28 protein-coding genes and 1 pseudogene are annotated in these 26,924 nt (G+C 66.1%); 9 read left to right on the plus strand and 20 right to left on the minus strand.

The window, feature by feature from the left end:
- Positions 1–2 precede the first annotated feature (2 nt).
- The 5 genes from ACZYW1_RS00325 (at position 3) to ACZYW1_RS00345 (ending at position 3,452) form a co-directional block, all read left to right on the plus strand.
- A complete protein-coding gene (locus ACZYW1_RS00325; RefSeq protein WP_463782316.1) occupies positions 3–1,358 on the plus strand; it encodes a phage portal protein in 1,356 nt (451 codons plus the stop codon).
- 16 nt (positions 1,359–1,374) lie between these two features.
- Positions 1,375–1,854, plus strand: a complete 480-nt coding sequence (locus tag ACZYW1_RS00330) for a hypothetical protein (protein ID WP_463782317.1) — start codon at positions 1,375–1,377, stop codon at positions 1,852–1,854.
- Complete coding sequence (locus tag ACZYW1_RS00335) at positions 1,851–2,183, plus strand: hypothetical protein (protein WP_463782319.1); 333 nt, start codon at positions 1,851–1,853, stop codon at positions 2,181–2,183. Before ACZYW1_RS00330 ends, ACZYW1_RS00335 begins: the two co-directional genes overlap by 4 nt.
- A gap of 85 nt (positions 2,184–2,268) precedes the next feature.
- Positions 2,269–3,132 carry a phage major capsid protein gene (locus ACZYW1_RS00340; protein WP_463782320.1) on the plus strand — a complete coding sequence of 288 codons (864 nt, stop codon included), beginning with the start codon at positions 2,269–2,271 and terminating at the stop codon, positions 3,130–3,132.
- Complete coding sequence (locus tag ACZYW1_RS00345) at positions 3,132–3,452, plus strand: hypothetical protein (RefSeq protein WP_463782322.1); 321 nt, start codon at positions 3,132–3,134, stop codon at positions 3,450–3,452. Before ACZYW1_RS00340 ends, ACZYW1_RS00345 begins: the two co-directional genes overlap by 1 nt.
- A 261-nt stretch (positions 3,453–3,713) precedes the next feature.
- Here the strand turns inward: ACZYW1_RS00345 and ACZYW1_RS00350 are convergent, their stop codons facing one another.
- Positions 3,714–3,875, minus strand: coding sequence for a hypothetical protein (locus ACZYW1_RS00350; RefSeq protein WP_463782323.1), 162 nt, complete (start codon positions 3,873–3,875; stop codon positions 3,714–3,716).
- 360 nt (positions 3,876–4,235) lie between these two features.
- Here ACZYW1_RS00350 and ACZYW1_RS00355 point away from each other — a divergent pair, with 360 nt between their 5' ends.
- The 3 genes from ACZYW1_RS00355 to ACZYW1_RS00365 all read left to right on the plus strand — a co-directional run bounded on the left by ACZYW1_RS00355 (position 4,236) and on the right by ACZYW1_RS00365 (position 6,841).
- Positions 4,236–5,561, plus strand: a complete 1,326-nt coding sequence (locus tag ACZYW1_RS00355; RefSeq protein WP_463782325.1) for an adenylate/guanylate cyclase domain-containing protein — start codon at positions 4,236–4,238, stop codon at positions 5,559–5,561.
- A 73-nt stretch (positions 5,562–5,634) separates the two neighbouring features.
- Complete coding sequence (locus ACZYW1_RS00360) at positions 5,635–6,207, plus strand: HdeD family acid-resistance protein (RefSeq protein ID WP_463787612.1); 573 nt, start codon at positions 5,635–5,637, stop codon at positions 6,205–6,207.
- A 124-nt stretch (positions 6,208–6,331) separates the two neighbouring features.
- Positions 6,332–6,841: a DUF4190 domain-containing protein gene (locus ACZYW1_RS00365; RefSeq protein WP_463782327.1), complete on the plus strand. Its 510-nt coding sequence runs from the start codon at positions 6,332–6,334 to the stop codon at positions 6,839–6,841.
- Between the two features lie 12 nt (positions 6,842–6,853).
- Here the strand turns inward: ACZYW1_RS00365 and ACZYW1_RS00370 are convergent, their stop codons facing one another.
- The 9 genes and pseudogenes from ACZYW1_RS00370 to ACZYW1_RS00410 all read right to left on the minus strand — a co-directional run bounded on the left by ACZYW1_RS00370 (position 6,854) and on the right by ACZYW1_RS00410 (position 16,139).
- Entirely contained in the window at positions 6,854–7,705 is an 852-nt protein-coding gene (locus ACZYW1_RS00370; protein WP_463787613.1) for an acyl-CoA thioesterase domain-containing protein, read from the minus strand.
- Between the two features lie 43 nt (positions 7,706–7,748).
- On the minus strand, positions 7,749–9,167 hold the full coding sequence (pyk, locus tag ACZYW1_RS00375) for a pyruvate kinase (RefSeq protein ID WP_463782329.1): 1,419 nt from the start codon (positions 9,165–9,167) through the stop codon (positions 7,749–7,751).
- Positions 9,168–9,227: 60 nt separating this feature from the next.
- Positions 9,228–9,659, minus strand: a complete 432-nt coding sequence (locus ACZYW1_RS00380; protein WP_463782331.1) for a DUF2752 domain-containing protein — start codon at positions 9,657–9,659, stop codon at positions 9,228–9,230.
- Between the two features lie 44 nt (positions 9,660–9,703).
- A pseudogene (gene lgt / locus ACZYW1_RS00385) lies at positions 9,704–10,906 on the minus strand (prolipoprotein diacylglyceryl transferase); the annotation flags it as partial.
- Positions 10,903–11,715, minus strand: coding sequence for a tryptophan synthase subunit alpha (gene trpA, locus ACZYW1_RS00390; RefSeq protein ID WP_463782333.1), 813 nt, complete (start codon positions 11,713–11,715; stop codon positions 10,903–10,905). The gene trpA and the pseudogene lgt, both read right to left, overlap by 4 nt.
- Positions 11,712–13,016, minus strand: coding sequence for a tryptophan synthase subunit beta (gene trpB, locus ACZYW1_RS00395; RefSeq protein ID WP_463782335.1), 1,305 nt, complete (start codon positions 13,014–13,016; stop codon positions 11,712–11,714). The genes trpA and trpB overlap by 4 nt, the downstream gene beginning before the upstream one ends.
- A 51-nt stretch (positions 13,017–13,067) precedes the next feature.
- Complete coding sequence (gene trpC / locus ACZYW1_RS00400; RefSeq protein WP_293002116.1) at positions 13,068–13,886, minus strand: indole-3-glycerol phosphate synthase TrpC; 819 nt, start codon at positions 13,884–13,886, stop codon at positions 13,068–13,070.
- Positions 13,887–13,966: 80 nt separating this feature from the next.
- Positions 13,967–14,605 (minus strand): TIGR02234 family membrane protein, encoded by a 639-nt coding sequence (locus ACZYW1_RS00405; RefSeq protein ID WP_463782336.1) that lies wholly within the window; start codon positions 14,603–14,605, stop codon positions 13,967–13,969.
- On the minus strand, positions 14,598–16,139 hold the full coding sequence (locus ACZYW1_RS00410) for an anthranilate synthase component I (protein WP_463782338.1): 1,542 nt from the start codon (positions 16,137–16,139) through the stop codon (positions 14,598–14,600). Before ACZYW1_RS00410 ends, ACZYW1_RS00405 begins: the two co-directional genes overlap by 8 nt.
- A 60-nt stretch (positions 16,140–16,199) precedes the next feature.
- Between ACZYW1_RS00410 and ACZYW1_RS00415 the strand changes: the two genes are divergently transcribed.
- Positions 16,200–16,658 carry a peroxiredoxin gene (locus tag ACZYW1_RS00415; RefSeq protein WP_463782339.1) on the plus strand — a complete coding sequence of 153 codons (459 nt, stop codon included), beginning with the start codon at positions 16,200–16,202 and terminating at the stop codon, positions 16,656–16,658.
- 22 nt (positions 16,659–16,680) lie between these two features.
- On the opposite strand, the gene ACZYW1_RS00420 is transcribed toward ACZYW1_RS00415, so the two are convergent.
- The 10 genes from ACZYW1_RS00420 to hisD all read right to left on the minus strand — a co-directional run bounded on the left by ACZYW1_RS00420 (position 16,681) and on the right by hisD (position 26,840).
- Complete coding sequence (locus ACZYW1_RS00420; RefSeq protein WP_463782341.1) at positions 16,681–19,014, minus strand: putative bifunctional diguanylate cyclase/phosphodiesterase; 2,334 nt, start codon at positions 19,012–19,014, stop codon at positions 16,681–16,683.
- 342 nt (positions 19,015–19,356) lie between these two features.
- The gene (locus ACZYW1_RS00425; RefSeq protein ID WP_463782343.1) at positions 19,357–20,292 is read right to left on the minus strand and encodes a hypothetical protein; all 936 of its coding nucleotides are present in this window, start codon (positions 20,290–20,292) and stop codon (positions 19,357–19,359) included.
- Positions 20,293–20,460: 168 nt separating this feature from the next.
- A complete protein-coding gene (gene hisI / locus ACZYW1_RS00430) occupies positions 20,461–20,808 on the minus strand; it encodes a phosphoribosyl-AMP cyclohydrolase (protein WP_463782345.1) in 348 nt (115 codons plus the stop codon).
- A complete protein-coding gene (gene hisF, locus ACZYW1_RS00435) occupies positions 20,805–21,602 on the minus strand; it encodes an imidazole glycerol phosphate synthase subunit HisF (RefSeq protein ID WP_463782347.1) in 798 nt (265 codons plus the stop codon). The genes hisI and hisF overlap by 4 nt, the downstream gene beginning before the upstream one ends.
- Complete coding sequence (locus tag ACZYW1_RS00440) at positions 21,592–22,392, minus strand: inositol monophosphatase family protein (RefSeq protein WP_463782349.1); 801 nt, start codon at positions 22,390–22,392, stop codon at positions 21,592–21,594. Before ACZYW1_RS00440 ends, hisF begins: the two co-directional genes overlap by 11 nt.
- 7 nt (positions 22,393–22,399) lie before the next feature.
- A complete protein-coding gene (gene priA, locus ACZYW1_RS00445; RefSeq protein WP_463782351.1) occupies positions 22,400–23,134 on the minus strand; it encodes a bifunctional 1-(5-phosphoribosyl)-5-((5-phosphoribosylamino)methylideneamino)imidazole-4-carboxamide isomerase/phosphoribosylanthranilate isomerase PriA in 735 nt (244 codons plus the stop codon).
- 1 nt (position 23,135) lies between these two features.
- Positions 23,136–23,768 carry an imidazole glycerol phosphate synthase subunit HisH gene (gene hisH / locus ACZYW1_RS00450; protein ID WP_463782352.1) on the minus strand — a complete coding sequence of 211 codons (633 nt, stop codon included), beginning with the start codon at positions 23,766–23,768 and terminating at the stop codon, positions 23,136–23,138.
- Positions 23,765–24,379, minus strand: coding sequence for an imidazoleglycerol-phosphate dehydratase HisB (hisB, locus tag ACZYW1_RS00455; RefSeq protein ID WP_463782354.1), 615 nt, complete (start codon positions 24,377–24,379; stop codon positions 23,765–23,767). Before hisB ends, hisH begins: the two co-directional genes overlap by 4 nt.
- Positions 24,376–25,515 (minus strand): histidinol-phosphate transaminase, encoded by a 1,140-nt coding sequence (locus ACZYW1_RS00460; RefSeq protein ID WP_463782356.1) that lies wholly within the window; start codon positions 25,513–25,515, stop codon positions 24,376–24,378. Before ACZYW1_RS00460 ends, hisB begins: the two co-directional genes overlap by 4 nt.
- A complete protein-coding gene (gene hisD / locus ACZYW1_RS00465; protein ID WP_463787614.1) occupies positions 25,512–26,840 on the minus strand; it encodes a histidinol dehydrogenase in 1,329 nt (442 codons plus the stop codon). The genes ACZYW1_RS00460 and hisD overlap by 4 nt, the downstream gene beginning before the upstream one ends.
- Positions 26,841–26,924 lie beyond the last annotated feature (84 nt).

Raw genomic sequence — 26,924 nt, forward strand, 5'->3', positions numbered from 1 at the left:
TAATGACTTCAACCCTGCTGGTTGACCTGTTGCAGACGCTCGACGCGCCGCAACACCGATACCGAGAACTAGAGCTGTATGCGTCGGGGCGGCAAAAGCTGGCTTACCTGTCACCAGACGCAAAGATTGCGCTGCCGTCGCTGCATCGAATCGTGTCGAACATTCCCGGCCTAGCGGTCACGTCGCTTGCCGAGCGACTGAAAGTGACGGGATTCCAGGGCCGCGACCTCTGGGCCGACTGGCTAGCCAACGACCTAGACCAGACCGGCGCGGTACTGCACCGGGAAGCGCTTGCCTTTGGCGATGCCTACGTGATCGTTTGGGCGAATCCGGACGGGTCGCCGCTGGTCACTGTCGAGTCACCGCAGCAGGTCGCCGCCATCCGCGATCCGGCCACGCGGGAAATCACCAGCGCCGTAAAGCGCTGGACGACTAAGGCCACGACCGAAGCAATTGTGTATCTGCCTGACCGCCTAGAGCATTGGCGGGCGAATACGACCGGGGCGGCAACGTCGGCGTTCCAGTTAGTCGGGGTGACCGAGCACAACTTGGGCGCGGTTCCCGTCGTGGGATTCCGCAATTCAATCCGCATCCTTGGGCACGGCCATTCCGAGATTGACGACCTTATTCCGCTGGTGGACGGGCTTAACGCAACCCTTATGGGGCTTGCCGTCGCGCAGGAATACACGGCCCGCCCGCGTAGGTGGGCGACGGGCATTGAGCTTGTCGAGAAACCGAAGCTCGACGCGAACGGGCAACCGGTTCTCGACGGCGACGGCAACCCGGTCATGGAGGCGGTTAACCCGATTCCAGAGGGTGACCGGGCCATGATCGCGGAGAGTGAGCAGGCGAAATTCGGGCAGCTTGAGGGTGCCAATCTCGCGGGATATGAAGCGGCAGTACGCATCTGGCTACAGCAGATCATGGCTGTATCAACGTTGCCGGCCCATATGGTCGGCATCACAACGGAGAACCCGTCGAGTAGCGAGGCGATTCGGGCCAGTGAGTCGGCGTTGACGGCCAGGGCCGAGCAGCGGCAAGCCGTGTTCGGGCGTAGCTGGGAGCAGGTCGCCCGCCTTATGGCCGCGATCCGGCAGGGCACCGACGTTGATTCGGTGCCTCTGGTGAAAGTCCAGTGGCGCGACCCGTCGAGTACGTCCGTCGCCGCAGAGGCCGACGCGGTTACCAAGCTGGTTCAGGCCGGGATTTTGTCTAAGTCCGGGGCGCTTCGCCGTTTGGGCTATTCGGAGGACGAGATTGCCCGCGAGTCGGCAAGCCGTATTAGCGAGGAACAAAACGAAACGGCGACCGGAATTTTCTACGGCAAGCAGACCCAAGAAGCCTATCCCGCTGCATAAAACTTTGGAGAATTAAATGAGTGACGAGAATACGCGCCCCGACGGCGCGGAAACCAACGAAACAGAGCAGACTGATACCGATGCTGCGGAAACCGAAGGAAATGCGCCAGGCGCGCAGCCAGGCGGCAATGCGGACGATTCCGTAGACGACCCCGACACCTTTCCGCGCGAATACGTCGAGTCGCTACGCAAGGAATCAGCGGGATACCGCGACCGCGCCAAGACAGCCGACGACCGCGCCGACGCACTAGCTCGACGCCTGCACGCGGCACTGGTAACGGCAACCGGCGCTCTGGTTGACCCGGAAGCTCTGGCGTTCGACGCCGAGCACTTGGACGACCCCGACAAGCTAAGCGCCGCTATCGACGCCTTAGTTAGCGCTAAGCCATACCTAAAGGCGCGTAAGCCATCTGGCGACGCGGGCCAGGGAGACCGGGGCGGCGCGGAGGCCGGGCTTAACCTGCTGGCTCTGCTTAAGGGGGCGGGCAGTAAGTGATTACCGAGACCCTAACCGTGTACCGGGGCGCTGCCGACAAGATGGGCAACGTCAACCGGCCAGTCCACGGCACCATTCAGGGCGTTTTCGCGTCGGGCCAGGGCACCGGAACTAACCGCTACTCAGACAGTGGCGGGATTAAGGGCGAGGCTAACAACTTCACCGGCCAGCTATTCGTCCCGCGTGGAACGGACCTTAAGAACCGGGACCGGGTAACGCGACGTAACGGCGACCAGTACCGGGTGATTGGTAATGCGTCGTGGGATCAATCGCACCCGATCACGGGGCACGATTTTGGTTGGATGGTTTTCCAGATGGAATCTCTATAACCAGCGCTAGACGCGCACAACTTTCCTAATCCCGCCCTGGTGGCGGGCACAATTCAATAAATAACTTAATAAGGAATAACTTAATATGGCTATTGAAACTACGTCGAGTAATTCGACGCTTATTGCCTCTCAGGTACAGCAGCTTCTTGTCCAGCCACTAGAGCAGGCATCGACCTTTCTAAGTGCCGGACCAACGATCATCGACTCGAACAAGCCGGTTCGTATCCCCCGCATTGCTTCGGGCACGTCGGCGGGATTCGTGGGCGAGGGCCAGCTCATTTCAGACGGAAACGTGACGTTCGATGAGGTAACGGCGCTGCCGTCAAGCTTGCAGTCGATCAAGGTTTGGCTGCCGGTATCTAACGAGCTGATCCGTGGCGCTGCCGTTGACGGGCTAGACGCAATCCTGCGGACCCGTCTGGTTACCGACGTGGCTAACGCGCTGGATAAGTCCCTTTGGGACGGGGCGGGCACGTCGAACACCATTAAGGGCATCTTCCAGCAGACCGGCGTACAGACCGGCGTACTCGACAAGACCGATATTGATTCGCTGATTGACGCGCTGGCGACCGCGCAGGGCAACCACGTTGCGCCGACGCACTGGGTTATGACCCCGGCAACGTTCGCCGCGTTCCGCAAGATCAAGGTTGGCTCGACCGACGCCCGCTACGTGATTGATCCGAGCACGGTCCAGAGCGGGACCAGCTTCCAGCTTCTAGGGCTGCCGGTCATCATCACGGACAACATTCCGAACGCTTCGGCTAAGGCGCGCGTGGCACTGGTGGACTTCTCTAAGGTCGCCGTCATCCGCGACAACGACGCGAGTGTCTTTATCGCTGACCAGACGCTTGCTAACTACGATTCGGTCGCCATCCGGGTTACTACGCGGTTCGACGTGGCGCTATTGCAGGCGCACGCCGTAACCGTGCTGACGGAGGCCGGGAGCTAATGGCCGCGCCGACAGCAGCGGATTTGTCGGCATTCACCGGGCAGCAGCTCAACAGCGACCAGGCGACGGCGGTTATCAACGTGGCGACCGCTATGGCCTCTAGCTACACCAGGGGAATCGGATTTGACGGCGGCGTGCCGAGTGACGCTTTGCGCGCCGTCGTCCTATCCGCATCTGCCCGAATGATTGCCGACGTTTCCGGCATCAAAACCGCTGAACAGATGGGTCCGTTCGTCGTCCAGTACAGCGGCGATCACTCGGTTCAGTGGTCTACCGCAGAGTTAACAATTTTGAACGGCTACCGGGTGCGCGCCCAGTAAGCCGTCCTAGTCATGCCCGGCAATGGGTGCCGGGCAGTCTCGCCGCACGGAATAAGGAGCCGGGCGACGGGTGTGGAAACTACGTGGACATAACGCCTTTTCGAGGTCGTCGTCCGGGTTTCTTGATTCCCACGCATGTTCGCTGGCTGTAGCGAAGATGTGAGTCATGGCGGGCCGCGTGCCGGACCTTTCCTCCCGGCGCTTACAGCGCGGCTAGAGGTCCGGGGTTGATTTAAGTGAGCAACCCCGGACCCAAGCCACTTAACCGGCTAAGCGCTCCGCTAGCTCCATGACCTCGAACCGCCGCATCCGGCGAGATTGCAGCTCTGACCGCAGGACGGCCCGCTGATCCGGGGTGAGCTTGTTGACCAGGGCACGGAATCGCGCCATCCACTGCTTCGGGTAATTCGTGTCAGGTTTCATGCCGCAGAAGCTACAGCCCTCGACGGCACCCGTCAAAGACCTAGATTCCTTGTGCTGCAACGGTTTTAGAGTATGCCGGGTGTACTTTGACCGGCCAGGCTCGGTGCCGAGCCAGTAAGCACACAGTAAGCACGACAGTCACCGCCACCCACTAAACGCCACTGGTGGCAGGCGAACAAAACCGTAATCGACCAGCACATTCACTCCCCGCCCACCAATCGCCACCAATCTCACCCTATAGCCACGACCTGCGGCTTTGCTGACAGAACAGATTCAAAACCCGTCCAGTGTGAGTTCGAATCTCACCGAGGGCACTCCAAGACTCCCCACAGCCGCCACCTGAGCCGTTAGGCTGCTGACGTGGTGGCCAAGCGGTGCGCCGCCCGGCAACCAGCAGGTTCGCGGCGTACACCCGATTGCGTGGAGGCAGTGCGCGCCCAGCCGCGCGTCCGCAGCCAGGTCTATGCCGAGCGGATCGCGCGCCGGCGCCGGATCCTGAACCTCACCGCGGCGATGGCGGTCCTGATCAGTGCCGGTTTCGGCTTCGTCCAGGTGTTCGCCTCACCCACCCTGTGGTGGACCGGTTTCATCAACATCGTCGGGGCGGCGATCTACGCATCCGTGCCGCTGCTACATCGCTTCGGGGAGCTGCTGCCACCGCTGACCTTCATCGGCACCGCCTATCTGTCGATCTTCGCGATCTGCTGGTTCGTGGGCACCGGCTCGGGGCTGCAGTTCTACTTCCTGGTCGCGGCCTGCCTGGTGGTCCTCCAGCTGGGTGTCGACCGCATCTTCCTGGCCTCGCTGCTGGCCGCGATCGCCGCCGGGATGGTGATCACGCTGCAATTCCTGGTGCCCCGCAACACCGGCGCGCAACCTGGTTGGGCGCTGTCACTCAGTTTCATCGTCACCACCATCTCCGCCTGCATCATGGTGGTGACCACAGTCTGGTACGCAGTGCGCGAGATTGTCCGCGCCGAAGCTGCGATGGAAGTGGAATACGAACGCTCCGAAGCGCTGTTGGCCAACATCCTGCCGGCCAGTGTCGCCGAGCGGCTGAAAGACCCGGCGCGCAACATCATTGCCGACAAGTACGAGGATGCTTCGGTGTTGTTCGCCGACATCGCCGGTTTCACCGAGCGCGCCAGCGACATGCCGCCCGATCAGTTAATCCTGTTCCTGGACCAGCTTTACGGCGATTTCGATGCGTTGGTCGACAAGCACGGCCTGGAGAAGATCAAGGTCAGTGGCGACTCCTACATGGTGGTGAGTGGCGTACCGGAACCGCGAGCCGACCATGTCGAGGCATTGGCCGCATTCGCGCTCGATATGGCGGAAGTGGTTCGTACGCTGAAGGATTCGCGCGGAAATCCGCTTCCGCTCCGGATCGGGTTGGCGCGCGGACCCGTTGTCGCCGGCGTGGTCGGCTCGCGCCGATTCTTCTACGATGTCTGGGGCGATGCAGTCAACGTCGCGTCCCGGATGGAATCCACCGATTCGATCGGCCGTATTCAGGTGCCCGAAGCTGTGTACCTGCAACTCAAAGACGACTTCGTGCTGCAGGCTCGCGGCGACATCGAGATCAAGGGCAAAGGGCGCATGCGCACCTGGTATCTGATCGGCCGCAAACCAGACGCCGGCTCGGGTGACGTTCGTGCGGAGGCTCCCCAGCGGATCGGAGCCTGACACGCGGCAAAGGTTCCAACTCGATGTCTGTTTGTGAGAATATTCGAGCATGGAAACCACTGCAGCTCCAAAGTTGTTGCCGCACCTGTGGAAGTCGACCCTGCTGTCCGGCATCCTCTCACTGACGCTGGGCATCCTGGTCTACGTTCTGCCCGAACACTCCATTGTCATCGCCTCCGCGCTGTTCGGTATCTACCTTCTGGTCACCGGCGCCGCGCAGGTCTTCTTCGCGTTCGCGCTGCACATCTCAGCGGGTGGACGGGTGCTGTCGTTCATCAGCGGCGCGGCCTCACTGGTGCTGGCAGTGCTGTGTTTCCGGCATTTCGGCCAGGGCTATGCGATTCTGTTGCTAGCCATCTGGATAGGTATCGGTTTCATCTTCCGCGGGCTGGCGACGACCATCTCGGCGATCAGCGATCCTCATCTACCGGGCCGCGTCTGGCAGATCATCCTCGGCGCCGTCAGCCTGCTGGCCGGCATCGTGATGCTCGGCTCTCCCCTGGAGACCATCGAGATCCTGACGCTCGTCGTCGCGATCTGGCTGATCGTCATCGGGGTGTTCGAGATCGTGTCGGCCTTCGGTATCCGCACCGCCTCGCGGCGCATCGAAAAGATTCAGGCGGGCGGATCGCCCACCCCGGTGTGAACTGGCGGGGGCGCCCGTCGACGGTGAATTGGGTTGCGCGCTAAGCCCGAAACGCACATCGCACTCATGGGCGCCGCGTAGGCTGGCCAGCAGTCGTCCACGTCGCCCGACCAGAGAGCGAGCCATGACCGGATCGCCGGACCAGCCGGTTAGGCGGGAGAACGCCGTGGGGACGCCGCAGATCGGGCCGCCGTATCCGTACCAGCCCGGCTATCCCCCGCCCTATCACGCTCCCCCGCAACCGGTTGCGCCGAGGAACGGGCTGGGTATCGCTGCGCTGATCCTCGCCGTCATCGGTCTGTTGAGCGTTGCGACGGTGTTCGCCCCGATTGTGCTCGGAGCCATCGCGGTCATCATCGGTGTCGTCGGCCGCGGCCGGGTCAAGCGTGGAACCGCCGACAACGGGGGTGTCGCAGTGGCCGGGATCGTGTTGGGCGCGTTGGCAATCGTGGTGGGCCTGGCATTCATCGCGATCTGGACGACCGTGTGGAAAGACGTCCGGGGTGGCGACTACATCGACTGTATGGAGAAGGCCGGCGAAAGCCAGGTCGAGCAGCAGCGGTGTGCCGACCAGTTCCGGCACAGTGTCCAGGACCGGCTGAGCGTCACGTTGACTCCGGCGTCGGGAACCTGAAGTCCCTCTGCCTCAAAGCTTTTCAGTGGGCACACCCGGGAAGTATTTCACCAGGCCTTCTTGCATCACGCTGGCCACCGGTCGCTTCGAGCGGTCGAAGAAGTGGCCGGTTCCCAGCCCCCGAGACTCGGCCGCAACCGGCGAGGACGTCGAATACAGCACCCAGTCGTTGAAATCCACCTGACGGTGAAACCAGACCGAGTGATTCACCGTGGCGGCGAAAATGCGGTCGTACCCCCAGGACAATCCGTGTGTCGTGATGATCGAATCCAGCACGGTGGTGTCTGAGGAGTACAGCATGGTGGCGGTGTGCAGCACCGGGTCGTCGGGCACCACTCCGTCGGCCTTGACCCAAACCCGGTTGTAATCAAGCTGATTGCCATGTTCGCGCATCACCCAGGACGGGTCGTTGGTGTAACGCCATTCGATGGGTTGGAGTGCGTTGACAAAGAGCGGCACCCGGTCTTCGTAACCCTGCAATCGCTCTTTGAGCGGCGGCACGTCCTCGGGGTCGGTTACGTCCGGCGGCTCGACGGCGTGCTCGAGGCCGCTGCCGCCGGCGAGGTAGGAGATGAACAGCGTCGCCAACAGGATTCCGTCCTGGGTGACGTCGACCCGGCGGTTGGCGAACCGGCGCTCGTCGCGCAGCCGGACCACCTGAAATTCCATGTCCTTGTCAGTTTCGCCACCGTTGATGAAGTGCGCTGCCAGGGCGTTGGGCGGCAGATCGCGAACGCGGGTGCGGCTCGCGGCGACGAACGACTGCGCCATCATCAGCCCGCCGAAGGTCCGCGGCGGGTTCTTGCTGGGGTGGGTGCCGACGAAGACGTCGTCTCCCTTGTCCTGCAGGTCCAGGACGGCCATCAGCTCGTCGAAGTCAGACACCGGGTCAGCCTAATGGCCCGCCCTAGACGTCCTCTTCGCCGATGCGGTGCACGTGAATCAAGTTGGTCGATCCGACGGTCCCCGGGGGTGCACCCGCGACGATCACCACCATGTCGCCGCGCTTGTAGCGCCCGAGCGAGAGCAGCGACTTGTCCACCTGACGGATCATGCCGTCGGTGGTCTGCATGATCGGGACGATGAACGTCTCGGTGCCCCACGTCATGGCCAGCTGACTGCGTACCTCGGGCAGCGGGGTGAACGCCAGCAGCGGCAGCGGTGTGTGCAGACGCGCCAATCGCCGGACCGTGTCGCCGGACTGGGTGAAGGCGACCAGCGCCTTGGCGTCGAGACGCTCGCCGATGTCACGGGCGGCGTAGCTGATCACCCCGCGTTTCGTCCGTGGCACGTGCGTCAGAGGCGGCGCGGCCGTCGAGTTCTCCTCGACGGCGCAGATGATGCGGGCCATCGTCTGGACCGCGGCCAACGGGTATTTGCCCACCGACGTCTCACCGGACAGCATCACCGCGTCGGCGCCGTCGAGTACGGCGTTGGCGACATCAGACGCCTCAGCCCGGGTCGGACGCGAGTGCTCGATCATCGATTCCAGCATCTGGGTCGCCACGATGACGGGTTTGGCGTTCTCCCTTGCCATTTGAATGGCCCGCTTCTGAACCAGCGGCACCTCTTCCAAGGGCAGCTCGACACCGAGGTCGCCGCGGGCGACCATCACCGCGTCGAAGGCCAGCACCACGGCTTCGAGGTTGTCGATGGCTTCCGGTTTCTCCAGCTTCGCGATCACCGGAACACGGCGGCCCACCCGGTCCATCACCTCGTGCACCAGCTCGACGTCCGACGGGGACCGCACGAACGAGAGCGCCACCATGTCGACGCCGAGATGCATGGCGAACTCGAGATCGTCGATGTCTTTCTCCGACAGCGCCGGCGCCGACACACTCATCCCGGGCAGGGACATGCCCTTGTTGTTGCTGACTGCGCCGCCCTCGGTGACGCGGCACACGACGTCGTCGCCGTCGATGTGCTCGACGATCAAACCGACGTTGCCGTCGTCGACCAGAACCCGGTCGCCGGGCAGCGCGTCCTGCGACAGTTCTTTGTAGGTGGTCGACACCCGATCGTGGTTGCCCGCGCAGTCCGCGACGGTGATGCGCACGATCTCGCCCTCGGCCCAGTACGTCGGACCTTCGGCAAAGCGGCCCAGCCGGATCTTGGGACCCTGCAGGTCCGCCAGGACGCCGACTGCTCGGCCGGTGGCGTCCGAAGCGGCTCGCACCCGGTCGTAGGACGCCTTGTGATCCCCGTATTCACCGTGACTGAAGTTCAGCCGGGCGACATCCATCCCGGCTTCGACCAGCGCCCTTACCGACTCATCGGAGCTGGTGGCCGGACCGAGCGTACAGACGATCTTTCCGCGCCTTGCCACGACAATTGAGCATAGTCGCGTCAGCTGATCATCTCGCGTCAGTTCCGCCTCGCGCGGTTACTAACGGGTGAGCATCGTGGGAACCAACGGGAATCCGGGCAGGTTGCGCACCACTGTCCAGGCAGCAAGCGTGACCACGACCGTCACGGCCGCCGGGAGTGTCAGCGGCCACTTTCCGCTTTGGCGGCGCCACAGCATCCAGCCGGCCAGCAGCGGGATCCCGACCAGCAGCACCACGTTGTCGTTGATCGCGGCGGTCACGTCGCCGTGCAACACGTCGTGCATCATCCGCAGCGCCCCACAGCCGGGGCAGTTCAACCCGGTCAGCAGCCGAAACGGGCACAGCGGGAAGACCGAGTCAGGCCGATGCGGATCGGCCAGACCGATATAGGTGAGCGCACCCGCGAGCGCCAGTCCCAATCCCACGCCCGCCCGTCGATACCAGCGTGCGGTCGGCGGCCGGTCGGCGCCGGATGCAGCCGGGCTGGACATTACTTCTCGTCCGGAGTCTTATCGCCGACGTCGGTGTGCGTCACGGCACCGTCTGCAATGTCGGCTTCCTCAGCGCGGGCGTCGCCGGGACTGTCGGTCCCCTCCCCGATGCCATCGGGTTCCTCTGCTCCCGCCGGTGCGGCGGCGACAGGGTCCGGGTCTGCCATGGCATCGACCTCGACCTCGGGCGGGTCGAGCTCGGCGGCTTCCGCCTCGACCGCGACGGCCTCAGCCGTGACGGCCGGCGCCGCTTCGGCGTCCTCGGCTTTGCTCGCCACCGCGGCGGCCACCGGTATTTTCTCCGGGATATCCGCGGGCGCCTCGTCGGCTGCGGCGACGGCGGAATCGTCCACCGAGTCCGGCTCCAGCAGCTCGGCAGCCGAGCCGCTCAGCGTTGCCGGGTCCTCACGGCCCTTGCGCGCGAGAATGAGGTAGACGACCGCCCCGATCAGGACGAACGTCGACGTGAAGGAGTTGATCCGGATACCGGCGATGTGGGTGGCCGTGTCGTCGCGCAGCAGTTCCACCCAGAACCGGCCGATGCAGTAACCCGCGACGTAGGCGGCGAACAGCCGGCCATGCCCGAGCGTGAATCGACGGTCGAGGATGAGCAGAACGACGAAAAGTAGTAGATTCCAGATCAATTCGTACAAGAAGGTGGGTTGGACGACCATCGCCAGCTGGCCGGTCGACACCCCGTCGAGCGAGTGCACGTCGACGAATCCGGCCGGGTCGCGGCGGTAGAAGATCTCGAGCCCCCACGGCATGGTGGTCTCGCGGCCGAACAATTCCTGGTTGAAGTAATTGCCGAGACGCCCGATCGCTTGCGCGAGAACGAGTCCGGGGGCGATCGCGTCTCCGAAAGCAGGTAGCGGAATACCGCGACGGCGGCAGGCGATCCACGCCCCGACCCCGCCCAGCGCAACGGCTCCCCAGATACCCAGGCCGCCGTCCCAGATGCGTAGCGCCGCAGCGGGTCCGGCGCCACCCTCGCCGAAATACGTCCGCCAGTCGGTGGCCAGGTGATACAGCCGACCCCCGATCAGGCCGAAGGGGACGGCCCACAACGCGATGTCGTAAATGACGCCACGCTCACCACCGCGGGCTTCCCACCGCCGGTCGCCGATGATCAGCGCGGCAATGATGCCGATGATGATGAACAAGGCGTAGGCCCGCAACGGGATCGGCCCCAGATGCCACACTCCCTGAGGCGGACTGGGAAAATAAGCCAGGACGGTCGTCGTCATGACGGCGAAACCCCTTGGCGCACACCGGCAGCAAGCTCTTCGGTCAGAACGCGCATTGCGGGCAGGCCGTCCGCGAGCGCGGACACCAGCGCCGAGCCGACGATGACGCCGTCGGCGTAACCGGCGATCTCGGCGGCTTGTTCGCGAGAACGTACGCCCAGTCCGACGCCGACGGCGATATCGGAGACTCCTTTGACCCTGCTCACCAGTTCCGGTGCGGCGTTGGACACCGCGTCGCGGGCACCGGTCACCCCCATCGTCGATGCCGCGTAGACGAATCCGCTGGATGCCGCCACCGTGTCCGCCAGTCGCTGCGGCGTCGACGACGGCGCCACCAGGAAAATACGGTCGAGTTCGTGCTGCGCGGAGGCCGCAAGCCATTCCTCGGCCTCGTCGGGAATGAGGTCCGGCGTGATCAGCCCGTAGCCGCCGGCGGCGGCCAGGTCGCGGGCGAACGCATGAATTCCATAGCGCAACACCGGATTCCAGTACGTCATCACCACCGCGCGACCGCCGGCCGCGCTGATCGCCTCCACGGCGGCCAGGGTGTCGCGCACCCGCACCCCGCCACGCAGCGCGACTTCGGCGGCATTGGCGATCACCGGGCCGTCCATGCCCGGATCCGAATACGGCACGCCGACTTCGATGAGATCGCAACCGGATTCGGTCAGTGCCTTCATCGCCTCGACCGACGTCGCCACATCGGGATAACCGGTCGGCAGATAACCGATCAGCGCCGCCCGGTTCTCAGCGTGGCATGCGCTGAAAACTGCGTGCAGCCGGCTCTTTTCACTCTGCTCGACGGTCATGGCTGGTTCGGACCCGATCCGGCGTCGTCCAGCAGGCCGAACCACTTCGCGGCGGTCTCGACGTCCTTGTCGCCGCGCCCGGACAGGTTGACCACGATGATTGCGTGCGAACCCATTTCGACGCCCAGCTTGAGGGCGCCGGCGATCGCATGTGCCGACTCGATCGCCGGGATGATGCCCTCGGTTCGGCACAGCAGCCGGAACGCGTCCATCGCCTCGGTGTCGGTGATCGGGCGATACTCCGCTCGCCCGATGTCCTTGAGATAGGCGTGTTCTGGGCCCACGCCCGGGTAATCCAGGCCGGCCGAGATCGAATGCGATTCGATGGTCTGCCCGTCCTCGTCCTGCAACAGGAACGAGAACGACCCTTGAAACGCACCCGGCGAACCACCGGTGAAGGTGGCCGCGTGCCGGCCGGTCTCGACTCCGTCACCGGCCGCCTCGTAGCCCACCAGGCGGACGCCGGGGTCGTCGAGGAACGCGTGGAAGATGCCGATCGCGTTCGAGCCACCACCCACGCAGGCGGTGACGGCGTCCGGCAATCGTCCTGCCTGATCCTGGATCTGGACCCGGGTCTCGAGGCCGATCACCCGCTGGAAATCGCGGACCATCGTCGGGAAAGGGTGCGGTCCGGCGGCCGTGCCGAAGCAGTAGTAGGTGTCGTCGGCGTTGGTCACCCAGTCACGGAACGCATCGTTGATGGCGTCCTTCAGCGTTCTCGAGCCCGACTCCACCGAGACGACCTCGGCGCCCAGCAGCCGCATTCGGGCGACGTTGAGTGCCTGCCGCGCGGTGTCGACGGCACCCATGTAGATCACACAGTCCAGGCCGAGCAACGCGCACGCGGTCGCAGTCGCGACGCCGTGCTGACCGGCGCCGGTCTCGGCGATGACGCGAGACTTACCCATCTGACGGGCCAGCAGCGCTTGGCCCAGCACATTGTTGATCTTGTGAGATCCGGTGTGGTTCAGGTCTTCCCGCTTGAGGAAGATGCGCGCGCCACCGGCGTGTTCGCTGAGCCGGGTGGCTTCGTACAACGGCGAGGGCCGCCCGGTGTAATGCGTCTGCAAGCGGTCGAGTTCGTCGAGGTAGGCCTGGTCGGTGCGGACCTTCTCATAGGCGGCGGTGACCTCTTCGATCACGGCCATCAGCGCCTCGGCGACGAATCTGCCGCCGTACACCCCGAAATGCCCACGGGCGTCGGGATCGTGGTGGGTGGGTTCGGTGATCGCGGCGCTGGAACGCGGAAGCTCCAACGGGTGCACGGGAGCGCCTCCCGCTTGCGTGGGAATGTCAGCCATTACCGTTGCTCAACGGATAAGTGGTGCATGGGATTCGATCGCCGCGCCGGGCTAGCGGGCCGGCTTGGGGCAAGACGGGTGTTTACCGGCGGTGACCAGGTCGGCGACGGCTGCGCGCGGGTCCCCGCTGGTGACCAGTCCCTCGCCGACGAGTACTGCGTCCGCGCCGGCGCCGGCGTAGGCCAGCAGGTCGGCCCGGCCGCGCACACCTGACTCCGCGATCCGGATGATGTACGACGGCAGCCCCGGCGCGATGCGGGCGAAGCAATCCCGGTCGACACGGAGGGTGCGCAGATCGCGGGCGTTCACCCCGATGACCCGTGCACCGGCTTTCAGTGCTCGGTCGGCTTCCTGCTCGGTGTGCACCTCGACCAGTGCCGTCATGCCCAGTGATTCGGTGCGCTCCAGCATCGACTCGAGGGCCGGCTGGTCGAGTGCGGCCACGATCAGCAGCAGCATGTCGGCGCCGTGCGCCCGCGCCTCGTGAATCTGGTAGGGCCCCACCACAAAGTCTTTGCGCAACACCGGAATCGACACCGCTGCGCGCACAGTGTCGAGGTCGGCCAGGCTGCCGTGGAAGCGCCGCTCCTCGGTCAGCACGCTGATGATCCTGGCGCCGCCGTCCTCGTAGGCGCATGCCAGCGCTGCCGGGTCTGCGATCGATGCGAGTTCGCCCGCCGACGGGCTGGCTCGCTTGACCTCCGCGATGACGCCGATACCGGGTTCGCGCAGTGCCGCGAGGACGTCACGCGGAGGCGGGACAGCCTCGGCTGCGGCCTTGATCTCGGACATGCTCACGACCGCTTCACGAGCGGCAACATCGGCGCGAACTCCCTCAACAATGGAGTCGAGCACGCTTGCCGAACTCATGCTGTCGGTTCCTCTCCCCGGCCGCCGCGAGACTATGGACGACGTCCTCCGAAGATTACCGAGCGCCGAGGTGGCGTCCGTCACCGACCCTCGGTGTCAGGCTCCGGCGCCGGGTCGGCTGTGGGGTCGGTCGGATCGCGGCCCTCGTCGAGCTCGTCCCACATCGTGCGCTCCGACGGGGCTGCCTGCTCGGAGCGCGCCGCGGACCGGCGGGCGGCCGGGGCCAGGTATTTGGTAGCGGTCCGTCCGGCCGAGGCGGCAGCCCGCATCAACAGCGCGGACGCGATCAACGTGCCGGCCGCGGCCACCAGGGTGATCACCGGCCCCGGGTAGTAACGCTTGCTGCCGACCAGCACTAGCAGCGGCACCCGGGCGAGCTCGGCGCCCCTGGCCGCCACGTCGGGCATCTCGAGCGTGCTGATCGCCAGATACGCCGTCGCCAAGCTGGCGAGCGCGAGCAGCACCGCCAGCACCCGCAGCGCCCAACTTCGCACCGCCAGCGCGGCCAGTGCGGTCGCCAGCAGCAGCACAGCCAGTGGAAGCAGGGCCGAGGACCATCCGGCCCCGGACAGCGTGACGAGCTTCGGCAGACCCAGGCCGTCGGAGGTCCGCAGCTCGACCCAGGTCAGGCGGGAGGCCGCCCAGAGCCCGGCCGCCGAGACCAGCAGCAGGATCTGCGCGACCCTGATCGCCCGTCGAGCGGGTGGGCGATCAGTCATCCCGGTCGGCCTCGGGTGGCCGCAGGGTTTCCGCGGCGGCGATCGCACTGAGGACGGCGCGCGCCTTGTTGGTGGCCTCGGTGTACTCGTAGGGCCCGTTGGAGTCGGCCACCACGCCGCCACCGGCCTGCACGTAGGCGGTGCCGTTGCGCATCAGTGCGGTGCGGATGGCGATGGCGAAGTCGGCATTGCCGGCGAAATCCAAATAGCCCAGGACGCCGCCGTAAAGCCCCCGGCGGGTTTTCTCGACTTCTTCGATGAGCTCCATCGCGCGCACTTTCGGTGCGCCCGACAGCGTGCCCGCCGGAAAACAGGCCGTGACTGCGTCCAGAGCGGTGCGGCCGTCGGCGAGCATCCCGGTGACGGTGGACACCAGATGCATCACGTGGCTGTAGCGCTCGATGTGGCTGTAGTCCTCGACGCGAACGCTGCCGGGCACACAAACCCGGCCGAGGTCGTTACGGCCCAGATCCACCAGCATCAGGTGCTCGGCGCGTTCCTTCTCGTCGGCCAGCAGCTCCTTTTCCAGCAGCTGGTCTTCTTCCTCGGTCTCACCGCGCCACCTCGTGCCCGCGATCGGATGCGTCTTGGCGCAGCGGTCCTGCACCGTCACCAATGCCTCGGGGCTTGACCCGGCAATCGAAAAAGCCGTTCCCCCTTCGCCATTGGGCACGTGCATCAGGTACATGTACGGGCTGGGGTTGGACACTCGCAGCATCCGGTACACGTCGATCGCTTCGACATGGGTGTCCATCTCGAAGCGTTGCGACGGCACCACCTGAAAGGCTTCGCCGCGTTCGATCTCGCCGACCAGACGTTCGACGATCGCGCCGTACTCCGCCACCGTGCGCTGTGCGCGGTGCTCAGGCTCGGGCCGGGTGAACGTCGCCACGGTCGACGGCAGGGGTTGTTCGAGGGCGGCGGTCATCACGTCCAGTCGCGCGATCGCGTCGTCGTAGGCCTCGTCTACCCGCTCGTCGGTGCCGTTCCAGTTGACCGCGTTGGCGATCAAGGTGATGGTGCCCTCGTGGTGATCGACCGCGGCCACGTCGGTGGCCAGTAGCAACAACATGTCGGGCAGCTGCAGGTCGTCGACCGCGAGCTCGGGCAGCCGTTCCAGCCGCCGCACGAGGTCGTAGGCGAAAAACCCGACCATGCCCCCGGACAGCGGCGGCAGGCCGGGCAGCGCGGCCGTGGCCAGCAGTTCCAGCGTCTGCTGCAGGGCCTGCAGTGGATCACCACCGGTCGGCGCATCGTGCGGCACAGTGCCCAGCCACACCGCCTGTCCGTCGCGCACGGTCAGTGCGGACGGCGCGCCGGCGCCGATGAACGACCACCGTGACCACGACCGGCCGTTCTCCGCCGACTCCAGCAGGAAGGTGCCGGGCCGGTTGTCGGCCAGTTTGCGGTAGGCCGACAGCGGCGTCTCGGCGTCGGCCAGCACCTTGCGGGTCACCGGCACCACACGATGCTCGGCCGCCAGCACACGGAAATGCTCCCGCGATGTGGTGGCGGCGGCGAGGTTGGCATGCACGCAGTCATCCTCCCAGACACGCGAAAGGTGTCCGCCCGGCACTGGCGTAGCGTGGCGGCCATGAAAACCGGTGACACCGTGGCTGACTTCGAACTTCCCGACCAGACCGGAACCCCACGCGCACTCAGCGCACTGCTGGCCGACGGGCCGGTTGTGCTGTTCTTCTATCCGGCGGCGATGACCCCGGGGTGCACCAAGGAAGCGTGCCATTTTCGCGACCTGGCCCAGGAGTTCGCGACCGTGGGCGCGAATCGGGTGGGGATCAGCGTCGACCCGGTGGACAAGCAGGCGAAGTTCGCCGACGCCCAGCAGTTCGACTACCCGCTGCTTTCCGACACCGACGGCGCGATAGCGAACCAATTCGGGGTCAAGCGCGGGCTTTTGGGCAAGTTCCTGCCGGTCAAGCGCACCACGTTCGTGATCGACACCGATCGCACCGTGCTGGACGTCATCTCGAGCGAATTGAGCATGGATTCGCACGCGGACAAGGCGCTGCAGACGCTGCGCGCGCGCAACTAGCCGCCGCGGCCGACGCGACAGATCACCGTGGGGCGGGCGAGACCAACAAGTCCCTCATCGCCGACGCCGTGATCGGCGGGCTGTACAGAATCCCCTGCGCCACTTCGCATCCCCGCTCGCGCAGCCATCCCGCCGTTTCGGTGCATTCGACACCTTCGGCGACTGTCGTCACATTCAGCGAATGGGCCAGGTCGATGACCGCCCGCACGATCGCGTCGGCCCGGGGATCCTTCAAGACGTTCCCGATCAAGTCGTAGTCAACCTTGACTTCGTCGATCGGCAGCTTGCGCAGGTAGGTCAACGCGGAGTACCCGCTGCCGAAGTCGTCGAGCGCCACATGAATCCTGTTGCTTCGCAATGCTTCCAGCACTTGCTGAGTCCGCTCGATGTTGTCCAGCAGCATGTCCTCGGTGATCTCCACGATCAACGCCTCGCCGGGCAGGTCATGCCGGTCCAGTGCGTCGAAGATGCGGAGCGGCAGATTGATGTCACCGACCAGAGGCGGGAAGAGGTTCACCGCAACCGGCACGGCCATCCCGTCCCGTCGCCACTGAGCGGCATCGCCGAGCGCTTGGTCCAGGACCACGTCGGTGAATGTCCGCATCAGGCCATGTTGGCGCACCAAGGGCAGAAACTGTTGCGGCTGAACCAGTCCGAACACCGGATGCGGCCACCGCACCAATGCCTCGGCACCCACCACCCGCTCCGTCCGCAGGTCCACCTTCGGTTGGTACAGCACGGTCAGTGCACGCTGACTGATCGCCTGGCGCAGATCGCTGAGCAAACGCACTTCGACCAGTCCCCCGCGCGAGGGCTGCGGATCGGACGTCGGCAGCGACCCGGCGTGGTCGTCGGATGGATGCATGTCGGAGCTGAACGTCTGCAGCCCGCCTCCGAGTCGTTTGGCCGAATACATCGCCATGTCAGCCTGTTTGAGCAGTACGGCGGCCTGCAGCTCGGGGTCGTCGAGACCGGCGACCGCCAGCCCCGCACTGGGCCGCATGAAGATGACCTCCCCGTCGGCGTTGAACGGCCGCTCGAACGCTTCCATGATCTGGTAGACGATCAAATGCGCGTTCTCGCCGGCATCTTCGATCAACACGGCGAACTCGTCGCCGCCGAGCCGTGCCACCGTGTCTCCGGTTCGGACGCAACCCATCAACCGCTGCGCGGCCTGCACCAGCAGCGCGTCGCCGGCCGCATGGCCGAGGTTGTCGTTGATCAGTTTGAAGTCGTCGAGATCCATCGACAGCACCGCTACTGACCGGCGGTCACGATGGTAGAGCTGGATCGCGTGGTCGAGCCGGTCGCGGAACAACACCCGGTTGGCGAGGTTGGTCAGCGGGTCGCGCAGCGCCCGGTCCGACGCACTGTGCAGCAAGCGCCGGTTCTCGGTGACCACCAGGAACTGCCGGGCCAGCACCGCGACGATCAGCCAGGGCACCGCGGCCAGCGCGGGATCGGATCCCAGGATGGTGCGAAACCGCACGATCTCCAGGACGCCGGCAATCGCGATCGGAATGTAGGGCAGCCACAACGAGATCGGGGCCAGCGTGCCGGTTGGCTCGACCTGGGGCTCGGGTGGGTCAGAGGGACTGCTGAGCGCGGCGATGCCGACGGCGACCAGTCCCGCCGGCCAACCCAGACCCAGAAAACTGTCGAAGAGATAGACGTGGCGCATGAGCAGGAACACGTAGGCCCCGCAGGACGCCGCGATCGCGGTCATGCCGACGGCCAGCACGGTCAGAGTCGGGCGCCACGCGGCATTCGCGCGGGCAAGCACGAGAACGGCCACCGTCAACGTCAGCACACCCGCGATGGGACACGCGATCGACAGCACCTCGCGCAGACTGTCCACCCGCGTCGTGCTGTAGACGCCGCGGAGCAGTGCCACCCAGGCGACCACGAAGAGCGACGCGGCCATGATCGTGCCGTCCAGCAGGATTCGGAGCCGAGCGACCCGCGGATAACGCCCCGGAAACAGCAGTAGTGCCACGCACGCCACCAACGGGAACAACAGGAATGCCACCATCGCCGCCGGCGGATACAGCGGCGTGACGGTGTGCAGCCAGAACCGGTGATACAGGGCGGCGAATGCGCCGACCACCAGCGCGGCCAGTCCGATGGTCATGACGAGCCATCCGAGGCGCTGCCGTCCATGACCGCGACGCACCGCCAAAGCCGAACCGACCGCCGCGAAAGCGGGAAATCCGAGTCCCCCCGCGACGTGCAGGGCGCTCATCGCGGTTGCCCCGCCCCATCCGCCGAGTAACCAGGCGGCAAAGACCAGGAACGCTCCGGAGGGGAGCGCAGCTATGCGGAGGATCCGCTGGGACGCGCCGGATAGTCCTGCCACTGCACCTTTGGGTCTGTCGTGTGAGTTCAATTGGTCGGCTGCCGATGCCGCGCTTGAAAGTTAGCAAAAGCGCCACCGTTTCACCGGCACATCCGCACGATGTTCGTCTGTTCGACGGCCGTGTCCGTGACCGGTATCCGGTCGACCGTATGCGACGTTCACCGGGCCGAACATCACCAGGTCGAGCGCCCCCGGACACGTCGCTCGAACCGGTCCCCTGGCCCGGTCAGCAAACCCGGTCGGGAACGCTCGAACGGCGGCGATCTCCGGCGATCGGTGCTCGAAAAAACACCGGCTGTGCCCTGTAGGACACAGCCGGTGCTTGTCGAGCGCGCTATCAGATCAGAACAGCGTGGTCAGCCACGAGCCGTCCAGGAAATCGGTCAGCCACGATGCGTCCACGGCCGACGCGCCGAACATGGTCGCCATGTCGGTCATGAAAGACGGCTCGATGTCGGTGCCGCCCTGGATCGCGGAAGCATTCAGCAGGTCGCCGAAGATGAGGGCGAGGCCGTTGTTTCCGAGGCCGGCGAATGCCGTGTTGCCGTCGCCGAAGATCGCGGCGATGTTGCCGTCACCGCCGGCAGCCTGAGCAAAGTTGCCGTCGCCGAAGATGGCGGCGATGTTGTTCAGACCGTTGGTGGTTGCTTCAGGGTTGTTGTCGCCGAAGATGGCGAGAATGTTGTTGACACCGCTGGTGTCCGCGAGGTTGTTCGCACCGACCACGGTCAGCACGTTGCCGTCGCCGCCTCCTCCGAGACCAAGCACCGTGGCGCTGCTGCCGGCCCCGTTGACGATGACCGAGTTGTAGTCACCGAGCGCAGCGCTGGCATTGCTCTCGAAGCCGGTGGCCGACACGAAGTTGCCGATGCCGTTGGAGTAGGCGGTGCTGTCGGCGCCGCTGGCGACTGCGGTCCCGAAACTGCCTCCGTTGGACAGCGCGTTGGCACCCGCACCCTCTGCGATCGCGGTGTTGAACAGGCTGGTTGCGTCCCCGCCGGAGGTGGCGGTGGCACCGTCACCGTAGGCATAGGCGAAGCCGTAGCTGCCCTCGACCGAACTCGCGCTCGCGGTGCCGCTGTCCAAGAGCGTCATCCCGTTGAATGAGATCGCGATGTCCTGTGTGAACGGCGTGGCATCGGCGGCCGGCAGCAGCGCCAAGGCGTCTACCGCTGCGGCCGCATCCGGCAGCACCGACGTGCTGACGTCCGCACTGGCCGCCCAGGGCAGGGCGGCCAGTGCCGACCCGATACCCAGCCCGACCGCCAATCCCCCCATGCGACGAACAATTTTTGTGCATCCCATCTGACTTCCCCCTGCTACGCCCGCGGCCGACGGCAGCGGATCGCATGTGATTCGACGCCGACCGCACTTAAGATTGGGCTGAGTGGGAGCCAATAGTCATTTAAGTTTTCCGTGACATTGCGCTGAGTGGCGCGGGGCTGCTCAGGCCTCGGGCGGCAACAGCACATCGGCGTCGAAGCAACTGTGGTCGCCGGTGTGGCACGCGGCCCCGACCTGGTCAACGGTGAGCAAAACCGCGTCGCCGTCGCAGTCCAGCCGGACCGAATGGACCCGCTGGGTGTGGCCCGAGGTGACTCCTTTGACCCACTGCTCACCCCGGGACCGCGAAAAGTAGGTGGCTTCCCGGGTCTCCAGGGTGCGGGCCAGGGCGGCGTCGTCCATCCACGCCACCATCAGGACGTCGCCGCTGCCGCGTTCCTGCACGATCGCGGTGAACAGTCCGTCGGCGTTGCGTTTGAGGCGCGCTGCGATATCGGGATCGAGGGTCATCGCACGGTGATCCCTTCTGCGGCCATGGCCTCCTTGACCTCACCGATGGTCAGCTGCCGGAAGTGAAACACGCTGGCGGCCAGCACCGCATCGGCCCCGGCTTCGACAGCGGGGGCGAAATGCCCCACCGCTCCGGCGCCGCCGCTGGCGATCACCGGCACGGTCACCGCGGCGCGAACGGCCCGCAGCATGGCCAGGTCGAACCCGGCCCGGGTGCCGTCGGCGTCCATCGAATTCAGCAAGATCTCCCCCACCCCCAGGTCGGCGCCGCGGGCCGCCCACTCGACGGCGTCGATGCCGGTGCCGCGCCGCCCGCCGTGGGTGGTCACTTCCCAGCCCGACGGGGTGGGCGCCGACCCGGCCGGCACGGTGCGAGCGTCGACCGACAACACGATGCACTGCGAACCGAACTGGGCGGCCATCTCGGCCAGCAGGTCCGGTCGCGCGATCGCGGCGGTGTTGATCGAGACCTTGTCCGCACCCGCGCGCAACAAGACGTCGACATCGGCGACCGTGCGCACACCGCCTCCGACGGTGAGCGGGATGAAGACCTGCTCGGCGGTGCGGCGCACCACGTCGAGCATCGTGGTGCGACCCGACGATGACGCGGTGACGTCGAGGAAGGTCAGCTCGTCGGCGCCTTCGGCGTCATAGGCGGCCGCCAGTTCCACCGGATCGCCGGCATCTCGGAGATTTTCGAAGTTGACACCTTTGACCACCCGGCCGTCGTCGACGTCCAGGCACGGGATGACCCGCACCGCAAGGCTTGTGCCGACGGGAGAGTCAGTACTCATCGGGCCGTCCTACCCTGCGCAGCATCTCCAGCAGCTGATCGTGGACGCCGGGGGCAGCGGCCAGCGCCGAACGCGAATCGGGCGTCCATTGCTCGCCGGCGAGGTTCGTGACCACGCCCCCCGCGGCGCGCACCAGAGCCACGCCGGCCGCGTGATCCCACACGTGGTCGCCGAAGCTGATCGAACCGCCGAGGACTCCGTCGGCGACGTACGCCAGATCGATGCCGGTGGCGCCATGCATACGCATCCGCGACGACACCCGGCTCAGTTCCTCGAGGACCGCCACCCGGTACCGGCCGGGAAACCGGCCGCGCGAGTCTGCGCTGAACGTACCCACGCCGATGATCGACGCGGTCAGATCGGTCTGCTTCAGCGATGGTTGCGGCACACCGTTTTTCATCAGCGGACCACCGGCCACCGCGGCGTAGCGCTCGTTCATGAACGGCAACCAGGTCAGCCCCGCCACCGGCTCACCGTTGTGAAGCAGGCCGAGCAGGATCGCGGCCATCGGCGACCCCGCCGCGTAGTTGAACGTGCCGTCCACGGGGTCGAGCACCCACACCCATTCCGAGTCGAGGTCCGCGCCGCCGAACTCCTCGCCGTGCACCGGAATCCCGGTCGTCGAGTTCAGCGCCGCGACCACCTCCCGTTCGATCGCCAGGTCGACTTTGGTGGCGAAATCGTCCCCGCGCTTGCTGACCGCGGAGTCGGCCCGATGCCCAGCGACGAACGGCTTGGCGGAGGCGTCGAGGATCGCCGACGCCTCGGCCACCAGTGCATCGAGATCCATTGCGGCCCTAACCCGCTACCGCCGCGAGTGCCTGCGGCAAGGTGAAGCGGCCGGCGTAGAGCGCCTTGCCGACGATGGCGCCTTCGACCCCGCTGTCGGTCAGGGTCGCGATGGCGCGCAGATCGTCGAGGCTCGACACGCCGCCGGAGGCGATCACCGGAATGTCGGTGCGGTCGGCGACGGCTCGCAACAAGTCGAGGTTCGGCCCGGTCAAGGTGCCGTCCTTCGTGACATCGGTGACCACGAAGCGCGAACACCCTTCGCCGTCAAGGCGATCCAGCACGTCCCAGAAGTCACCACCGTCGGTCTCCCAACCGCGGCCGCGGAGCCGGTGGTCGCCGTCGATGATCTGCACGTCCAGGCCGACCGCGACCTTGTCGCCGTGCTCCGCGATCGCCTTGGCACACCACTGCGGGTGCTCCAGAGCTGCGGTGCCGACATTGACCCGCGCGCAACCGGTCGCCAGCGCGGCGGACAGCGAATCGTCGTCGCGGATGCCGCCGGACAATTCGACCTTGACGTCCAGCTTTCCCACGACCTCGGCCAGCAGTTCGCGATTGGAGCCGCGGCCGAACGCCGCGTCCAGATCCACCAGGTGCACCCACTCGGCACCGTCGCGTTGCCAGCCCAGCGCGGCATCCAGCGCCGAGCCGTACTCGGTCTCACTGCCGGCCTTACCCTGCACCAGGCGAACGGCCCGCCCTTCGACCACGTCGACGGCGGGCAACAAAATCAACGACACGTCACAACCCTTCAACCCAATTGCTCAATACGGCCGCCCCGGCATCCCCGCTCTTCTCGGGGTGAAATTGGGTGGCGGCCAACGGTCCGTCCTCGACCGCGGCCAGGAACGGTGCCCCGTGCGTCGCCCACGTCAGCAGCGCGCCGGTGTCACCCGGCCACTGCTGTGCGGCATAGGAATGCACGAAGTAGAACCGGGTCTCGGCATCGAGGCCCTTGAACAGTGCACTGCCCGGAGCGGCCGACACCACGTTCCAGCCCATGTGCGGAATCACCGGGGCATCCAGCCGGGTGACGGCTCCCGGCCACTGACCGCAGCCGGTGCTCTCCACCCCGAACTCGACACCACGGGCGAACAAGATCTGCATTCCGACGCACACACCCAGCACCGGTCGCCCCGCCGCGACCCGTTCGGCGATCACCCGCTGGCCGTTGATGTCACGCAGTCCGGCCATGCAGGCTTCGAACGCCCCGACACCCGGCACCACCAGACCGTCGGCCGCGGCCGCCTTGTCGAGGTCGGCGGTCACCTCGACCTCGGCGCCGACGCGCTGCAACGCGCGTTGCGCCGATCGCAGGTTGCCCGAGCCGTAGTCCAACACCACAACCGCTTTCCGGCGAGAAAGCGCTGTCACAGAGCACCTTTGGTGGACGGCACGCCGGACACCCGTGGGTCGGACTCGACGGCCTGACGCAATGCCCGGGCGACCGCCTTGTACTGCGCTTCGGTGATGTGGTGCGGGTCGCGGCCGTACAGCACCCGAACGTGCAGCGCGATCCGGGCGTTGTTGGCCAACGTCTCGAAAACGTGCCGGTTGATCACGGTGTGGTACGGCACCGAGCTACCCGCGATTGTGGTGTGCCGCAGGTGATCCGGCTCGCCGGTGTGCACGCAGTACGGTCTTCCCGAGACGTCGACGATGGCGTGCGCCAGTGTCTCGTCCATCGGGATGAACGCATCACCGAAGCGACGGATGCCCTTCTTGTCACCGAGTGCCTCGCCCAGCGCCTGGCCGAGCACGATCGCGGTGTCCTCGATGGTGTGATGGCCTTCGATCTCCACGTCGCCTTTGGCGCGCACGGTCAGATCGAAACTGGCATGGCTGCCCAGCGCGGTCAACATGTGGTCGTAGAACGGGACACCGGTGTCGATGTCGACGATGCCGGTGCCGTCGAGATCGAGCTCGACGACGATCTCGGACTCCTTGGTGATGCGCTCGACGCGTGCGCTTCGACCGGCGGTCATGACGCTCCTAACGGCTGGGCCAATTCGGTGGCAGCCAGATCCGCGCTGGCCGACAGGAATGCATCGTTCTCCGCGGCCAACCCGATCGTGGTGCGCAGGTGCCCGGGGATGCCGACGTCGCGGATCAGCACGCCGGCGTCGAGGTAACGCCGCCAGGTCGCCGCGGCGTCGGCGAACTGGCCGAACAGCACGAAGTTCGAATCGCTCGGTATCACCCGAAAACCCATGGCGCTCAACGCCGTCACCACCCGCTCACGTTCGGCGATCAGCGTCGCGACGCTGTTCAGCGTGTCGTCGGCGTGCCGTAACGCGGCCCGCGCCGCGGCCTGGGTGACCACCGACAAGTGGTAGGGCAACCGCACCAGCAGCATCGCGTCGATCACCGCCGGGGTTGCGACCAGGTAGCCTAGCCGGCCGCCGGCGAAGGCGAACGCTTTGCTCATCGTGCGGCTGACGATCAGTTTGGTCGGGTATTGCTCGATCAGCGCGACTGCGCTGGGCTGTGCGGAGAACTCGCCGTAGGCCTCGTCGACGATCACGATCCCGTCGGCAGCGTCCAGCAGCCGGCGCAAGTCGGCGAGCGAAATACTCTGCCCGGTCGGGTTGTTCGGGCTCGTGACGAAGACGACGTCGGGCCGGTGCTCGACAATCGCGGCCACCGCGACGTCCGCATCGAGGCCGAAGTCGTCCGCTCGCGGGGCGGTGAGCCATTCGGTGCGGGTGCTGTCCGAGATGATCGGGTGCATCGAATACGACGGCACGAAGCCGATCGCGCTGCGTCCCGGGCCGCCGAAAGCCTGCAGCAGTTGTTGCAGGATCTCGTTGGATCCGTTTGCCGCCCAGAGGTTCTCGACACCCAGTCGAACCCCGGTTTGTGCGGTGAGGTAGGCGGCCAGATCGGTGCGCAACGCCACCGCGTCGCGGTCCGGGTAGCGATTCAGGTCGGCAGCCGCCTCGCGGACCGATGCGACGACGTCGTCGACCAGCGCCTGACTGGGCGGGTGCGGATTCTCGTTGGTGTTCAACCGAACCGGGACATCCAGCTGGGGTGCGCCATAGGGGGATTTGCCGCGCAGGTCCTGTCGCAGTGGCAGGTCGTCGAGCGACGGGCGGTTGGCGGACCGGCGGTCAGTCACTGCTCGAACCTCCGGCGTACCGCTTCGCCGTGGGCGGGCAGGTCTTCGGCGGTCGCCAGCGTGATCACGTGTCCCGACACATCTTTGAGCGCCGCTTCGGTGTAGTCGACGACGTGGATGCCGCGCAGGAAGGTCTGCACCGACAGGCCGCTGGAGTGCGCGGCGCTGCCCGCGGTCGGCAGCACGTGGTTGGAGCCGGCGCAGTAGTCACCCAGGCTCACAGGTGAATAGGCGCCGACGAAAATCGCTCCGGCCGAGCGGATCCGCGCAGCGACCTTGTCCGAGTCGGCGGTCTGGATCTCCAGGTGCTCGGCAGCATAGGCGTTGACGGTCCGAATGCCGGCGTCGATGTCGTCGACCAGGATGACGGCCGACTGTCTGCCGGCCAGCGCGGTGGTCACCCGTTGCCGGTGGACAGTCGTCTCCAGCTGCGTGGTCAGCGCGGCGTCGGTGGCGTCGGCGAGCGCAGTGCTCGGGGTCACCAGCACGCTCGCCGCCATCTCGTCGTGCTCGGCCTGACTGATCAAGTCGGCGGCGACGTGCTGCGGGTCGGCCGTGTCGTCGGCCAGAATCGCGATCTCCGTGGGGCCGGCCTCGGCATCGATGCCGACCCGCGACCGGCAGAGCCGTTTGGCCGCGGTGACGTAGATGTTCCCCGGACCGGTCACCATGTCGACCGGCGCCAATTCGGCGCCGTCGGTGTCGACGCCGCCGTAGGCCATCAGTGCCACCGCCTGCGCCCCGCCGACCGCCCACACCTCGTCGACACCGAGCAGTCGCGCGGCGGCCAGGATCGTCGGGTGCGGCAGGCCTTTGAACCTGCCCTGCGACCGGGCCTGCGGCGGGCTGGCCACCACCAGCGAGCCGACTCCAGCGGCCTGCGCGGGGACCACGTTCATCACGACGCTCGACGGGTACACCGCGCTGCCGCCGGGTACGTACAGCCCGACCCGCTCGACCGGGACCCACCGCTCGGTGACGGTGGCACCCGGCCCCAGCGTCGTCGTGACATCGGATCGCCGCTGGTCGGCGTGCACCGCGCGGGTGCGCTCGATCACCACTTCCAGTGCCAGCCGGACGTCGCGGTCCAAGCCGGCCAGCGCCGCGTCCAATTCGCTGCTGGGCACCCGGACCGTCGGCGGCCGGACCCCGTCCAGTGAATCGCCGTACTCCAGGGCGGCTTCGGCGCCCCGGTCGGCGACCGCATTGACGATCGGGCGCACCGTCGACAATGCGGCCTCCACGTCCACTCCGCCGCGGGGCAACGCCGCCCGCAGCCGGGCGACGGACAAGTCAGCACCCCGCAGGTCGATACGCGCCATCACAGTCACATCGACCATTGTCCCAGAGCAGAGCAACTCCATATCGGACCGGTACATTGACCGCACACCGAACGAGAGGGAGTCGCC

The sequence above is a fragment of the Mycobacterium sp. IDUB_36 genome, from assembly GCF_055419225.1.